This window comes from Citrobacter sp. wls714 (assembly GCF_005281025.1).
Taxonomy (GTDB): Bacteria; Pseudomonadota; Gammaproteobacteria; order Enterobacterales; family Enterobacteriaceae; genus Citrobacter; species Citrobacter werkmanii.
The window spans coordinates 203,497-217,166 of sequence record NZ_SZWZ01000095.1; the positions used below are offsets into that span (position 1 = coordinate 203,497).

The window sequence follows — 13,670 nt, forward strand, 5'->3', positions numbered from 1 at the left end:
CTAAAGAATGAATACACAACAACTGGCAAAACTGCGTTCCATCGTGCCCGAAATGCGTCGCGTTCGGCACATTCACTTTGTCGGCATCGGTGGTGCTGGTATGGGCGGTATTGCCGAAGTTTTGGCCAATGAAGGTTATCAGATCAGCGGTTCTGACTTAGCGCCAAATCCGGTGACGCAGCAGTTGACGAATCTCGGCGCCACGATTTTCTTCAACCATCGCCCTGAAAACGTGCGCGATGCGAGCGTGGTGGTGGTCTCCAGCGCTATTTCTGCGGATAACCCGGAAATTGTTGCGGCGCATGAAGCGCGTATTCCAGTGATCCGCCGTGCTGAGATGCTGGCGGAGTTAATGCGTTTTCGTCACGGCATCGCCATTGCCGGGACGCACGGTAAAACCACGACCACAGCGATGGTCTCCAGTATTTACGCGGAAGCGGGGCTGGATCCGACTTTTGTTAACGGTGGTCTGGTGAAGGCTGCTGGCGTCCATGCGCGCCTGGGTCATAGCCGTTATTTGATTGCCGAAGCGGACGAGAGCGACGCGTCGTTCCTGCATTTGCAGCCGATGGTGGCGATTGTCACCAATATCGAAGCCGACCATATGGATACCTACCATGGCGACTTCGAAAATTTAAAGCAGACGTTTATTAATTTCCTGCATAACTTGCCGTTTTATGGTCGTGCGGTGATGTGCGTTGACGATCCGGTGATCCGCGAACTGTTACCGCGAGTTGGCCGTCAAACCACAACCTATGGTTTCAGTGATGATGCCGATGTGCGCGTTGAGGATTACCAGCAGATCGGCCCGCAGGGGCACTTCACGCTGGTGCGTCAGGGGATGGCCGATCTACGCGTGACGTTAAACGCGCCGGGCCGCCACAATGCGCTGAACGCCGCGGCGGCGGTGGCTGTCGCAACGGAAGAAGGTATTGAAGACGACGCGATCCTGCGCGCGCTGGAAAGTTTCCAGGGTACCGGACGTCGTTTTGACTTCCTCGGCGAATTCCCACTTGAGCCGGTTAACGGTAAAGCCGGGACCGCGATGCTGGTTGATGATTACGGCCATCACCCAACGGAAGTGGACGCCACAATTAAAGCTGCACGCGCAGGCTGGCCGGACAAAAATCTGGTGATGCTGTTCCAGCCGCATCGGTATACGCGCACTCGCGATTTGTATGACGACTTTGCCAACGTGCTGACTCAGGTTGATACGCTGTTGATGCTGGATGTATACGCCGCGGGCGAAGCCGCCATTCCGGGCGCTGACAGCCGCTCGCTGTGCCGTACTATTCGTGGTCGCGGTAAGATCGATCCTATTCTGGTATCCGATCCGGCCCTGGTGGCAGAAATGTTGGCACCGGTATTAACCGGCAACGATCTGATTTTGGTGCAAGGCGCTGGAAATATCGGCAAAATTGCGCGTTCCTTAGCTGAAATCAAACTGAAGCCGCAAAATCCGGAGGAAGAACAACATGGCTGATAAAATCGCGGTCCTGTCAGGAGGTACCTCCGCAGAGCGAGAAGTGTCGCTGAATTCCGGCGCGGCCGTATTGGCAGGGTTACGCGAAGGTGGTGTCGATGCCCATCCGGTTGACCCGAAAGAGGTTGATGTCACTCTTCTGAAATCTATGGGTTTTCAGAAGGTGTTTATTGCGTTGCATGGTCGTGGCGGGGAAGATGGCACGTTGCAGGGCATGCTGGAGCAGATCGGCCTGCCGTATACCGGCAGCGGCGTCATGGCTTCCGCGATCTCAATGGACAAACTGCGCAGCAAGTTGCTGTGGCAGGGCGCAGGTTTACCCGTCGCGCCATGGGTTGCGTTGACCCGCGCTGAGTTCGAAAAAGGTCTTAGCAATGAGATAGTTGCAAAAATCTCTGCGTTAGGTTTGCCGCTGATTGTGAAGCCAAGCCGTGAAGGCTCCAGCGTAGGGATGTCAAAAGTTGAAGAAGAAAATGCTTTGCAGGGTGCATTAGCATTGGCTTTTCAGCATGATGAAGAAGTACTGATTGAAAAATGGCTCAGTGGCCCGGAATTTACCGTTGCGATACTCGGCGAAGAAATTTTACCGTCAATACGTATCCAACCCGCGGGAACCTTCTATGATTATGAGGCGAAGTATCTCTCTGATGAGACACAATATTTCTGCCCTGCAGGTCTGGAAGTCGAGCAAGAGACCAGATTACAGGATTTAGTCCTGAAAGCGTGGACCGCCCTGGGCTGTAAAGGTTGGGGGCGCATTGACGTCATGCTGGACAGCGATGGCCAGTTTTATCTGCTGGAAGCCAATACCTCTCCGGGTATGACCAGCCACAGCCTGGTGCCGATGGCGGCGCGTCAGGCGGGTCTGAGCTTCTCGCAGTTGGTGGTAAGAATTCTGGAGTTGGCGGACTGATATGTCGCAGGCTGCGCTGAACACGCGAAACGGTGATGAAGAAGAAGTAAACTCCTCACGCCGCAATAATGGAACGCGTCTTGCAGGAATACTGTTCCTGCTGACAGTGCTGTGCACCGTGTTTGTCAGCGGCTGGGTAGTGTTGGGATGGATGGAAGATGCGCAGCGTTTGCCGTTGTCAAAACTGGTGTTAACCGGCGAACGGCATTACACGCGCAATGATGATATCCGTCAGTCCATTCTGGCGCTGGGCGCGCCGGGAACCTTTATGACGCAGGATGTAAACATCATCCAGAGTCAGATTGAACGCCTCCCGTGGATTAAACAGGCGAGCGTCAGAAAGCAATGGCCTGATGAATTGAAGATTCATCTGGTTGAATATGTGCCAATTGCGCGTTGGAATGACCAGCATATGGTGGATGCCGAAGGCAATACGTTCAGCGTCCCAACCGGTCGGGCCAATAAGCAGGTATTACCCATGTTGTACGGACCGGAAGGCAGCGCAAGTGAAGTGCTGCAAGGGTTCCGCGATATGGGGCAGGTGCTGGCTAAGGATAGATTCACCCTGAAGGAAGCGGCGATGACCGCGCGTCGTTCCTGGCAGTTGACGCTGAATAACGATATTAAGCTCAATCTGGGCAGGGGCGATACGATAAAACGTTTGGCTCGCTTTGTGGAACTCTACCCGGTTTTACAGCAGCAGGCGCAAACCGATGGCAAACGGATTAGCTACGTTGATTTGCGTTATGACTCAGGAGCGGCAGTAGGCTGGGTTCCCTTGCCTCCTGAGGAATCTAATCAGCAACAGAATCAGGCACAGGCAGAACAACAATGATCAAGGCGACGGACAGAAAACTGGTAGTTGGACTGGAGATTGGCACCGCGAAGGTAGCCGCTTTAGTAGGGGAAGTTCTGCCCGACGGTATGGTCAATATCATTGGCGTGGGCAGTTGCCCATCGCGAGGTATGGATAAAGGCGGGGTGAATGACCTTGAGTCAGTGGTGAAATGCGTACAGCGCGCCATTGACCAGGCTGAGCTGATGGCAGATTGCCAGATATCCTCGGTATATCTGGCGCTTTCCGGCAAACATATTAGCTGTCAGAATGAAATTGGTATGGTGCCCATTTCCGAAGAGGAAGTGACACAGGAAGATGTGGAAAACGTCGTACATACGGCAAAATCCGTACGCGTGCGCGATGAACATCGTGTTCTGCACGTTATTCCGCAGGAATACGCCATTGACTACCAGGAAGGTATTAAAAATCCGGTCGGTCTTTCCGGCGTACGCATGCAGGCAAAAGTGCATCTTATTACCTGCCATAACGACATGGCGAAGAATATTGTCAAAGCCGTTGAACGTTGTGGTCTGAAAGTTGACCAACTGATTTTCGCCGGACTGGCAGCCAGTTATTCCGTGTTGACGGAAGATGAACGTGAACTGGGTGTCTGCGTGGTAGATATTGGTGGTGGTACAATGGACATCGCCGTTTATACTGGCGGGGCGTTGCGCCATACCAAAGTGATCCCTTATGCAGGGAATGTGGTGACCAGCGATATCGCTTATGCCTTCGGTACGCCGCCGAGCGATGCCGAAGCCATCAAAGTTCGTCATGGCTGCGCGCTGGGCTCCATCGTCGGTAAAGACGAGAGCGTTGAGGTGCCAAGCGTGGGCGGCCGTCCGCCACGTAGTCTGCAGCGTCAGACTTTGGCAGAGGTCATTGAGCCGCGTTATACCGAGCTGCTCAACCTGGTCAACGAAGAAATTTTGCAATTACAAGAACAGCTTCGCCAGCAGGGTGTGAAACATCATCTGGCGGCGGGGATTGTGTTAACCGGTGGCGCAGCGCAAATTGAAGGTCTTGCGGCCTGCGCACAGCGCGTGTTTCATACGCAAGTCCGTATTGGCGCACCACTGAATATTACCGGTCTGACGGATTATGCCCAGGAGCCGTACTATTCCACGGCGGTGGGGCTGCTTCACTACGGGAAAGAATCCCATTTAAGTGGTGAAGCTGAAGTTGAAAAACGCGTAACGGCGTCAGTTGGCTCGTGGATTAAACGACTCAATAGCTGGCTGCGAAAAGAGTTTTAATTTTTAAAGAGATCGACGCACATTAAAGGTCTCAGGCGACAGGCACAACGGAGAGAGAAACTATGTTTGAACCTATGGAACTAACCAATGACGCGGTGATTAAAGTCATCGGCGTCGGCGGCGGCGGCGGTAATGCCGTTGAACACATGGTGCGCGAGCGCATCGAAGGTGTTGAATTCTTCGCGGTGAATACCGACGCTCAGGCGTTGCGTAAAACGGCGGTTGGACAGACCATTCAGATTGGTAGCGGCATCACCAAAGGTCTGGGCGCGGGTGCAAACCCGGAAGTCGGTCGTAATGCGGCAGACGAAGATCGTGAAGCTCTGCGTGCAGCGCTTGACGGCGCAGACATGGTGTTTATTGCAGCAGGTATGGGCGGCGGTACCGGAACCGGTGCAGCGCCAGTGGTTGCTGAAGTAGCAAAAGATTTAGGTATCCTGACCGTTGCTGTCGTGACTAAGCCTTTCAACTTTGAAGGCAAGAAGCGTATGGCATTCGCTGAGCAGGGTATCACCGAGCTGTCCAAACACGTGGACTCTCTGATTACTATCCCGAACGACAAACTGCTGAAAGTGCTGGGCCGTGGTATCTCCCTGCTGGATGCGTTTGGCGCAGCGAACGATGTGCTGAAAGGTGCAGTCCAGGGTATCGCTGAACTGATTACGCGTCCGGGCCTGATGAACGTCGACTTTGCAGACGTGCGCACCGTGATGTCCGAAATGGGCTACGCGATGATGGGCTCCGGCGTGGCAAGCGGTGAAGACCGTGCGGAAGAAGCGGCTGAAATGGCAATCTCTTCCCCGCTGCTGGAAGATATCGATCTGTCCGGCGCGCGCGGCGTGTTGGTCAACATTACTGCGGGCTTCGACCTGCGTCTGGATGAGTTCGAAACCGTCGGTAACACCATCCGTGCCTTTGCATCGGATAACGCGACCGTGGTTATCGGTACCTCTTTGGACCCGGATATGAACGACGAACTGCGCGTGACCGTTGTTGCCACTGGAATTGGTATGGACAAGCGTCCTGAAATCACTCTGGTAACCAACAAGCAGGTTCAGCAACCGGTAATGGATCGTTACCAGCAACACGGTATGGCGCCGTTGACGCAAGAGCAAAAACCGGTTGCGAAAGTGGTGAACGACAATACGCCGCAAACCACTAAAGAGCCGGATTATCTGGATATCCCTGCGTTCCTGCGTAAGCAAGCTGATTAAGAATTAGCTGGAATTTGGGAATTGTGGCTCTTTGTGCTAAACTGGCCCACCGAATGTATAGTACACTTCGGTTGGATAGGTAATTTGGCGAGATTATACGATGATCAAACAAAGGACTCTTAAACGTATCGTTCAGGCGACTGGCGTCGGTTTGCATACCGGCAAAAAAGTCACCCTGACATTACGCCCTGCGCCGGCCAACACCGGGGTCATCTATCGTCGCACCGACTTGAATCCTCCGGTAGATTTCCCGGCCGATGCCAAATCTGTGCGTGATACCATGCTCTGTACGTGTCTGGTCAATGAGCATGATGTACGGATTTCAACCGTTGAGCACCTTAACGCTGCTCTGGCGGGCTTAGGTATCGATAACATCGTTATTGAAGTTAACGCCCCGGAAATCCCGATCATGGATGGCAGTGCCGCTCCGTTCGTTTATCTGCTGCTTGATGCGGGTATTGAAGAACTGAGCAGCGCCAAAAAATTTGTTCGCATCAAAGAGACCGTTCGTGTCGAAGATGGCGATAAGTGGGCTGAGTTTAAGCCGTATAATGGTTTCACGTTGGATTTCACCATCGACTTTAACCATCCGGCAATCGACTCCAGCACGCAGCGCTACGCGATGAACTTCTCTGCGGATGCGTTCATGCGCCAGATCAGCCGCGCGCGTACTTTCGGCTTCATGCGTGATATCGAATATCTGCAGTCCCGCGGCCTGTGCCTGGGCGGCAGCTTCGATTGTGCCATCGTTGTTGACGATTATCGCGTATTGAACGAAGACGGCCTGCGTTTTGAAGACGAATTCGTTCGTCACAAAATGCTCGACGCGATTGGTGACTTGTTCATGTGTGGTCACAACATTATTGGTGCATTCACCGCGTATAAATCCGGTCATGCATTGAATAACAAACTGTTGCAGGCGGTCCTGGCGAAACAGGAAGCCTGGGAATATGTGACCTTCCAGGACGATGCAGAACTGCCGTTGGCGTTCAAAGCACCTTCGACCGTACTGGCATAACGACATACGTTGTCGCATAAATTCGACTGGTTAATCTGGCACTCTCTCCGGCCAGGTGAACCAGTCGTTTTTTTATTTTTCGATTGCAAACCACCTTCTCTGAAGCGATTTTCTCCCCACCGGCAGAGTAAAATAGCGTTCGATCGCTGCTTTCTTAAGCATATTTACCCGCGACTTGCGTCATTACTGCTGTGGTGCGAACGCATTAATGGTAATATTTGTGCGCAAAAAAATGGTTTTGCATATGTAACCCCAAACGCAGGGTATATCAGGTGGCAATAACGTGAGTGGAATACTGACGCGCTGGCGACAGTTAGGCAGACGGTACTTCTGGCCGCATCTCCTGTTGGGGATGGTCGCGGCGAGTTTTGGCCTGCCCGCGCTCGGTAATGCTGCTGAACCTAATACCCCCGCGAAGGCGACCGCCAGCAATCACGATCAAGGCGCTAAAGTTAACTTTAACCAGCTTGCTTTGCTGGAAGCGACCAACCGCCGCCCGAATTTTACCGTCGACTACTGGCATCAGCATGCCATTCGTACGGTCATTCGCCATCTTTCTTTTGCTATGGCTCCTCAGGCGCTGCCCGTTGCTGAAGAGCCGTTGCCAATCCAGGCGCACCATCTTGCGTTACTGAATACGCTCAGCGCGATGCTGACGCAAGAAGGCACTCCGCCCGCGACAGTAAGTCGCGTGACATACGCACACTTTACCTCTCAGGCCGCGTTTAGCGTTCCGGTCTGGATCAGCCAGCTGCAGGGTATCCGCGCTGGCCCTCAACGCCTCAGCTAAAAAAGAACCTTCCAACTTATAATTTTTGACTCCGCACCGCGGGGCGTTTGAGATTTTATTATGCTAATCAAATTATTAACAAAAGTATTCGGTAGCCGTAACGAACGTACGCTGCGTCGTATGCGTAAAGTGGTCAATGTCATCAACGCAATGGAACCGGAGATGGAAAAACTCTCCGATGATGAGCTGAAAGCGAAGACCGCTGAATTCCGCGCCCGTCTGGAAAAAGGCGCCAGCGTTGAGAGCCTGATCCCGGAAGCGTTCGCGGTGGTCCGCGAAGCGAGTAAGCGTGTGTTCGGCATGCGCCACTTCGATGTTCAGCTGCTGGGTGGTATGGTCCTGAACGACCGCTGCATCGCGGAAATGCGTACCGGTGAAGGTAAAACCCTGACCGCAACGCTGCCGGCGTACCTGAACGCGTTAAGTGGCAAAGGCGTACACGTGGTTACCGTGAACGACTACCTGGCTCAGCGTGACGCTGAAAATAACCGTCCACTGTTTGAATTCCTCGGCATGACCGTGGGTATCAACATGTCTGGCCTGCCAGCACCAGCCAAGCGTGAAGCCTACAACGCTGATATTACTTACGGTACCAACAACGAATACGGTTTTGACTACCTGCGTGACAACATGGCGTTTAGCCCGGAAGAGCGCGTTCAGCGTAAACTGCACTATGCGTTGGTCGATGAAGTCGACTCCATCTTGATCGATGAAGCGCGTACGCCGCTGATCATTTCCGGTCCGGCTGAAGATAGCTCGGAAATGTATAAAAAAGTGAACAAAATCATTCCGCACCTGATCCGTCAGGAGAAGGAAGATTCCGACACGTTCCAGGGTGAAGGCCACTTCTCCGTTGATGAGAAAGCGCGCCAGGTTAACCTGACCGAACGTGGTCTGGTGCTGATTGAAGAACTGCTGGTGAACGAAGGCATTATGGATGAGGGCGAGTCGCTGTACTCTCCAGGCAACATTATGCTGATGCACCACGTGACTGCCGCACTGCGCGCGCACGTGCTGTTTACCCGTGACGTCGACTACATCGTGAAAGACGGCGAAGTTATCATCGTCGACGAACACACTGGTCGTACGATGCAGGGGCGTCGCTGGTCCGATGGCCTGCACCAGGCTGTTGAAGCGAAAGAAGGCGTGGAGATCCAGAACGAAAACCAGACGCTGGCATCCATTACCTTCCAGAACTACTTCCGTTTGTACGAAAAACTGGCCGGTATGACCGGTACTGCAGACACTGAAGCGTTTGAATTCAGCTCCATCTACAAACTGGATACCGTGGTCGTTCCGACCAACCGTCCGATGATCCGTAAGGATTTACCGGATCTGGTGTACATGACCGAAGCGGAAAAAATTCAGGCGATTATTGAAGATATTAAAGAGCGTACCGCAAATGGCCAGCCGGTGCTGGTGGGTACTATCTCCATTGAAAAATCGGAAGTGGTCTCTAACGAGCTGACCAAAGCGGGTATCAAGCACAACGTACTGAACGCCAAGTTCCACGCCAGCGAAGCGGATATCGTTGCTCAGGCGGGTTATCCGTCAGCCGTAACTATTGCGACAAACATGGCGGGTCGTGGTACCGATATCGTGTTGGGTGGTAGCTGGCAGGCGGAAGTTGCCGAGCTGGAAGACCCAACTCCGGAACAGATTGCCCAGATCAAAGCTGACTGGCAGGTTCGTCATGACGCGGTGTTAGCGGCCGGTGGTTTACATATTATCGGTACTGAGCGCCATGAATCTCGTCGTATCGATAACCAGCTGCGCGGACGTTCCGGTCGTCAGGGGGATGCGGGTTCGTCTCGTTTCTACCTGTCGATGGAAGATGCGCTGATGCGTATTTTTGCCTCTGACCGCGTGTCCGGCATGATGCGTAAACTGGGTATGAAGCCGGGTGAAGCGATTGAACACCCATGGGTGACGAAAGCGATTGCAAACGCGCAGCGTAAAGTGGAAAGCCGCAACTTCGATATTCGTAAGCAACTGCTGGAATATGATGACGTTGCAAACGACCAGCGCCGTGCAATCTACACCCAGCGTAACGAACTGCTGGACGTCTCTGACGTTAGCGAAACCATTAACAGTATCCGCGAAGACGTCTTCAAAGCGACGATTGATGCCTATATTCCGCCGCAGTCACTGGAAGAAATGTGGGATATTCCGGGTCTGCAGGAGCGCCTGAAAAACGACTTCGATCTGGATATGCCGATTTCAGAGTGGCTGGATAAAGAACCTGAGCTGCACGAAGAAACGCTGCGCGAACGTATTCTGGCAAACGCGGTAGAAGTTTATCAGCGCAAAGAAGAAGTTGTGGGCGCAGAGATGATGCGTCACTTCGAAAAAGGCGTGATGCTGCAAACGCTCGACTCGCTGTGGAAAGAGCACCTGGCGGCGATGGATTACCTGCGTCAGGGTATTCACCTGCGTGGTTACGCACAAAAAGATCCGAAGCAGGAATACAAGCGTGAATCCTTCTCTATGTTTGCATCAATGCTGGAATCACTGAAGTATGAAGTGATCAGCACCCTGAGCAAAGTTCAGGTACGTATGCCAGAAGAAGTAGAAGCGATGGAGCAGCAGCGTCGTGAAGAAGCTGAGCGTTTAGCGCAGATGCAGCAGTTGAGCCATAAAGGTGACGATTCCGCCGCAGCAGAAGAGCTGGCAGCACAAACCGGCGATCGTAAAGTGGGTCGTAACGATCCGTGCCCTTGCGGTTCCGGCAAGAAATACAAACAGTGTCATGGCCGTCTGAGCTAAGAAAATATCTTATTGAAAAGGCGCAGACTTCTGCGCCTTTTTTATGGACGATGAAAATGAAAAAATTGCAGATCGCCGTCGGGATTATTCGTAACCAGCACAATGAAATTTTTATCACCCAGCGTGCGGCGGATGCCCATATGGCAAATAAGCTGGAATTCCCCGGCGGGAAAATTGAAGCGGGTGAAACGCCAGAGCAGGCGCTGATTCGCGAACTACAGGAAGAAGTTGGGATCACACCGACTCAGAATTCACTGTTCGAAAAGCTGGAGTATCAGTTTCCGGACCGGCACATCACTCTATGGTTCTGGCTGGTTGAGAGCTGGGAAGGCGAACCGTGGGGCAAAGAGGGACAACCGGCGCAGTGGATTGCGCAAGATACTCTGAATGCGGAGGATTTCCCGCCCGCGAATGCGCCGGTAATTGAAAAGCTGATTGCGGGCTAATGGTGTTCGTAGGCCGGATAAGCGCAGCGCCATCAGGCAAAACAACATACAATGCCGGATGTGGCGTTGCCTTATCCCGTTTTAACAGAATTATTTCTGCTCTTCACTCCAGTCGTCGCTTTCCGACAGATCGCCAGAGCTTGGGATACGTTTCTCTTCTGCGGCCCACTCTCCCAGATCGATTAACTGGCAGCGTTTGCTGCAGAATGGGCGAAACGGACTGACTTCAGCCCACACTACGGGTTTACCGCAGGTTGGGCAGTTGACGATGGTTTGTTCAGACATGTTGACTCCTTAACAGCACGCCAGATCAAAATCGAGACGCTCAGGCACCTGGCCATTCTCGCTATCCAGCGGCATAAAACGAATGGCAAAACGGCTCTTATGACCAGAAATTTGCGGATAAAGCTGCGAATCCAGCGGCAGCTGCAAGCGCAGCAAATCGGCATCTTCGCCGTTATCCTGGTAAAAACCATTCAGGCTGGTTTGTTTACGAAACGGCGCCGAGTTACGAATTAAATCCAGCACCAGCGACAACGCCTGGTTGAGCGGATTCAGGCTGGCAAGCCAGGTTTCAACCTGCGCGTCGCGTTGCGGTTGCGGTAAATGTAACCAGATATGCAGGGTGGGAAGATCGAAACTGCAGCATCCGCCAGGAATGCTTAAACGCTGACGCACGAGGCCAATCAGACGATCTTCACGCAGCGTTTGTCCAATGCGTGGGGCCGAAATCAGAATGCTGCCCGCGCTTTTTAACTGTTGGCGCAATGCGTCGATTCTGCTTTGATCGACGCCGGGAACTTCAACCCAGGCCTGGAGTTTACGCTGTTGTCGTTCAAGTTCTTTCAGGAGTTCGGTTCGGACTTCACCGCGTTCAAAGACATCCAGTAAGTCGCCGATATTACGGAAAAAATGCAGCGCCCCTGCATGGTCTGCAATAGGTAAATTAACGGAGAGCTGTTGGATCAAAAACTCTATGCGCAGCCATGTACGCATCTTCTCATTGAGAGGGTGTTCAAAAAGGACCTGGGTGTGCATTACGGTTTTTCCTGTGAGACAAACTGCAACGCGCATTGCAAATAGAGCGCGTGCAGGCGGGCGACATCCGAGGCGATGGCTTCCGGTGCGCCATTATTATCAATAACATCGTCTGCCACGGCCAGACGCGCTTCACGCGTTGCCTGGGCAGCAAGAATTTGTTCAACATGCTCGCGTGTCACATCATCACGCTGCATGGTTCGTCTGAGCTGGGTCTCAGGGGTGACATCCACCACCAGCACGCGGTTGGCTTTTTTATACAGCGAATTCTCTACCAGCAACGGGACAACCCATAACAGATAGGGCGAGGTCGCTTGATCAAACTGACGCTGTGTTTCCTGCTGAATAAGCGGATGGAGCAGCGCATTTAGCCAGCTTTTTTCCTCAGGATTGGAAAAAATACGTTCGCGTAAAATGCGTCGCTGTAGCGACCCGTCAGCGGCTATCACGTCGGAACCAAAATGTTCTTTAATCGCCACGAGGGCAGGCTTACCTGGTTCAACCACCTGACGCGCAATGATATCTGCATCAATCACGTTTATTCCGAGGTCAGCGAACGCATTTGCAACGGTGCTTTTACCACTGCCAATGCCGCCGGTTAAGGCTACTGTATACCTCATAGATGCAGATCCTGGAGTTTAAGTTTGATTATCAAACAGTTAAAAGTTAAGCGCGTGAAGGCGAGGCTGCTGCAGGATTAACCTACTATTCGCCAGGTAAATTTATGGGATTGTAGCGTAAAAAAAGAGAATTTCGCAGTCTTGCGCGGCATTGATTAGTGCGTATGATAGCGTCACTGGAGTTGTGAGTTTCGATTTTTCGCCATTAACCCCAGGAATCCGCACATGCGTATCGAAGAAGATCTGAAGTTAGGTTTCAAAGACGTTCTTATCCGCCCTAAGCGTTCTACTCTCAAAAGCCGTTCCGATGTTGAGCTGGAACGTCAATTTACCTTTAAGCATTCAGGTCAGACCTGGTCCGGCGTACCGATTATCGCTGCGAACATGGACACTGTCGGGACGTTTGCCATGGCAAAGGCTCTGGCATCTTTCGACATCCTGACGGCTGTGCACAAACACTATTCTGTTGAAGACTGGTCTGCCTTTATCGCAGAGACTTCTACCGATGTGCTCAAGCATGTGATGGTTTCAACCGGCACCTCTGACGCTGATTTCGAAAAAACCAAACAGATTCTGGCGCTCAACCCGGCGCTGAACTTTATCTGCATTGATGTGGCAAATGGCTACTCAGAGCATTTTGTTCAGTTTGTCTCAAAAGCGCGTGAAGCATGGCCGACGAAAACGATCTGTGCGGGCAATGTAGTTACCGGCGAAATGTGTGAAGAGCTGGTGCTTTCCGGTGCGGACATTGTCAAAGTCGGTATTGGGCCAGGTTCTGTATGTACCACGCGTGTAAAAACCGGCGTTGGCTATCCGCAGCTTTCTGCAGTGATTGAATGTGCCGATGCAGCCCACGGTCTGGGCGGTATGATTGTCAGCGACGGTGGCTGCACAATGCCGGGTGACGTGGCAAAAGCGTTCGGCGGCGGTGCGGACTTCGTTATGCTCGGCGGGATGCTGGCCGGTCATGAAGAAAGTGGCGGCAAAATTGTTGAAGAGAACGGTGAGAAATTCATGCTGTTCTACGGTATGAGCTCTGAATCTGCCATGACGCGTCACGTAGGTGGTGTTGCACAGTACCGCGCCGCAGAAGGTAAAACCGTTAAGCTGCCGCTGCGTGGTCCGGTTGATAATACCGCTCGCGATATCCTCGGCGGCCTGCGTTCAGCCTGTACTTATGTCGGTGCATCTCGTCTGAAAGAGCTGACCAAACGTACAACGTTTATTCGTGTACAGGAACAAGAAAACCGCGTTTTCAATAGCCTGTAACATGATCAAGCTGGCGTGT

General features: G+C 52.6%; 13 protein-coding genes. 10 read left to right on the forward strand and 3 right to left on the reverse strand.

Annotated elements, in window-relative coordinates:
* The first annotated feature begins 7 nt into the window (after window positions 1-7).
* The 9 genes from murC to mutT all read left to right on the forward strand — a co-directional run bounded on the left by murC (window position 8) and on the right by mutT (window position 10,724).
* The gene (gene murC / locus FDX11_RS21455; protein WP_042312325.1) at window positions 8-1,483 is read left to right on the forward strand and encodes a UDP-N-acetylmuramate--L-alanine ligase; all 1,476 of its coding nucleotides are present in this window, start codon (window positions 8-10) and stop codon (window positions 1,481-1,483) included.
* The gene (locus FDX11_RS21460; RefSeq protein WP_137398509.1) at window positions 1,476-2,396 is read left to right on the forward strand and encodes a D-alanine--D-alanine ligase; all 921 of its coding nucleotides are present in this window, start codon (window positions 1,476-1,478) and stop codon (window positions 2,394-2,396) included. The genes murC and FDX11_RS21460 overlap by 8 nt, the downstream gene beginning before the upstream one ends.
* Before the next feature lies 1 nt (window position 2,397).
* Window positions 2,398-3,231, forward strand: coding sequence for a cell division protein FtsQ (gene ftsQ / locus FDX11_RS21465; protein WP_003018758.1), 834 nt, complete (start codon window positions 2,398-2,400; stop codon window positions 3,229-3,231).
* Window positions 3,228-4,490 carry a cell division protein FtsA gene (gene ftsA / locus FDX11_RS21470; RefSeq protein WP_003018755.1) on the forward strand — a complete coding sequence of 421 codons (1,263 nt, stop codon included), beginning with the start codon at window positions 3,228-3,230 and terminating at the stop codon, window positions 4,488-4,490. The genes ftsQ and ftsA overlap by 4 nt, the downstream gene beginning before the upstream one ends.
* A gap of 62 nt (window positions 4,491-4,552) precedes the next feature.
* A complete protein-coding gene (ftsZ, locus tag FDX11_RS21475) occupies window positions 4,553-5,704 on the forward strand; it encodes a cell division protein FtsZ (protein WP_003018753.1) in 1,152 nt (383 codons plus the stop codon).
* Between the two features lie 100 nt (window positions 5,705-5,804).
* Complete coding sequence (lpxC, locus tag FDX11_RS21480) at window positions 5,805-6,722, forward strand: UDP-3-O-acyl-N-acetylglucosamine deacetylase (protein WP_006686706.1); 918 nt, start codon at window positions 5,805-5,807, stop codon at window positions 6,720-6,722.
* Between the two features lie 283 nt (window positions 6,723-7,005).
* Window positions 7,006-7,512, forward strand: coding sequence for a secA translation cis-regulator SecM (gene secM / locus FDX11_RS21485; protein WP_042312321.1), 507 nt, complete (start codon window positions 7,006-7,008; stop codon window positions 7,510-7,512).
* A 60-nt stretch (window positions 7,513-7,572) separates the two neighbouring features.
* A complete protein-coding gene (gene secA, locus FDX11_RS21490; protein ID WP_042312318.1) occupies window positions 7,573-10,278 on the forward strand; it encodes a preprotein translocase subunit SecA in 2,706 nt (901 codons plus the stop codon).
* A 56-nt stretch (window positions 10,279-10,334) separates the two neighbouring features.
* Entirely contained in the window at window positions 10,335-10,724 is a 390-nt protein-coding gene (gene mutT, locus FDX11_RS21495) for an 8-oxo-dGTP diphosphatase MutT (RefSeq protein WP_137398510.1), read from the forward strand.
* Window positions 10,725-10,814: 90 nt separating this feature from the next.
* Here mutT and yacG read toward each other — a convergent pair whose 3' ends face one another.
* Genes yacG through coaE form a run of 3 tightly spaced genes read right to left on the reverse strand, consistent with a single transcriptional unit; the run spans window position 10,815 to window position 12,382 of the window.
* Complete coding sequence (gene yacG, locus FDX11_RS21500) at window positions 10,815-11,009, reverse strand: DNA gyrase inhibitor YacG (RefSeq protein ID WP_003018740.1); 195 nt, start codon at window positions 11,007-11,009, stop codon at window positions 10,815-10,817.
* Window positions 11,010-11,018: 9 nt separating this feature from the next.
* Window positions 11,019-11,762 (reverse strand): cell division protein ZapD, encoded by a 744-nt coding sequence (zapD, locus tag FDX11_RS21505; RefSeq protein WP_038637234.1) that lies wholly within the window; start codon window positions 11,760-11,762, stop codon window positions 11,019-11,021.
* Complete coding sequence (gene coaE, locus FDX11_RS21510; RefSeq protein ID WP_042312315.1) at window positions 11,762-12,382, reverse strand: dephospho-CoA kinase; 621 nt, start codon at window positions 12,380-12,382, stop codon at window positions 11,762-11,764. The genes zapD and coaE overlap by 1 nt, the downstream gene beginning before the upstream one ends.
* 225 nt (window positions 12,383-12,607) lie before the next feature.
* Between coaE and FDX11_RS21515 the strand changes: the two genes are divergently transcribed.
* Complete coding sequence (locus FDX11_RS21515) at window positions 12,608-13,651, forward strand: GMP reductase (protein ID WP_042312312.1); 1,044 nt, start codon at window positions 12,608-12,610, stop codon at window positions 13,649-13,651.
* The last annotated feature ends 19 nt before the right edge of the window (window positions 13,652-13,670 follow it).

Bases quoted from the DNA above. Each gene is read 5' to 3' on its own strand.
- murC (WP_042312325.1), top strand. From the start codon at position 8: ATGAATACACAACAACTGGCAAAACTGCGTTCCATCGTGCCCGAAATG.
- FDX11_RS21515 (WP_042312312.1), top strand. From the start codon at position 12,608: ATGCGTATCGAAGAAGATCTGAAGTTAGGTTTCAAAGACGTTCTTATC.
- ftsQ (WP_003018758.1), top strand. From the start codon at position 2,398: ATGTCGCAGGCTGCGCTGAACACGCGAAACGGTGATGAAGAAGAAGTA.
- yacG (WP_003018740.1), bottom strand. From the start codon at position 11,009: ATGTCTGAACAAACCATCGTCAACTGCCCAACCTGCGGTAAACCCGTA.
- mutT (WP_137398510.1), top strand. From the start codon at position 10,335: ATGAAAAAATTGCAGATCGCCGTCGGGATTATTCGTAACCAGCACAAT.
- FDX11_RS21460 (WP_137398509.1), top strand. From the start codon at position 1,476: ATGGCTGATAAAATCGCGGTCCTGTCAGGAGGTACCTCCGCAGAGCGA.
- zapD (WP_038637234.1), bottom strand. From the start codon at position 11,762: ATGCACACCCAGGTCCTTTTTGAACACCCTCTCAATGAGAAGATGCGT.
- secA (WP_042312318.1), top strand. From the start codon at position 7,573: ATGCTAATCAAATTATTAACAAAAGTATTCGGTAGCCGTAACGAACGT.
- ftsZ (WP_003018753.1), top strand. From the start codon at position 4,553: ATGTTTGAACCTATGGAACTAACCAATGACGCGGTGATTAAAGTCATC.
- lpxC (WP_006686706.1), top strand. From the start codon at position 5,805: ATGATCAAACAAAGGACTCTTAAACGTATCGTTCAGGCGACTGGCGTC.
- ftsA (WP_003018755.1), top strand. From the start codon at position 3,228: ATGATCAAGGCGACGGACAGAAAACTGGTAGTTGGACTGGAGATTGGC.
- coaE (WP_042312315.1), bottom strand. From the start codon at position 12,382: ATGAGGTATACAGTAGCCTTAACCGGCGGCATTGGCAGTGGTAAAAGC.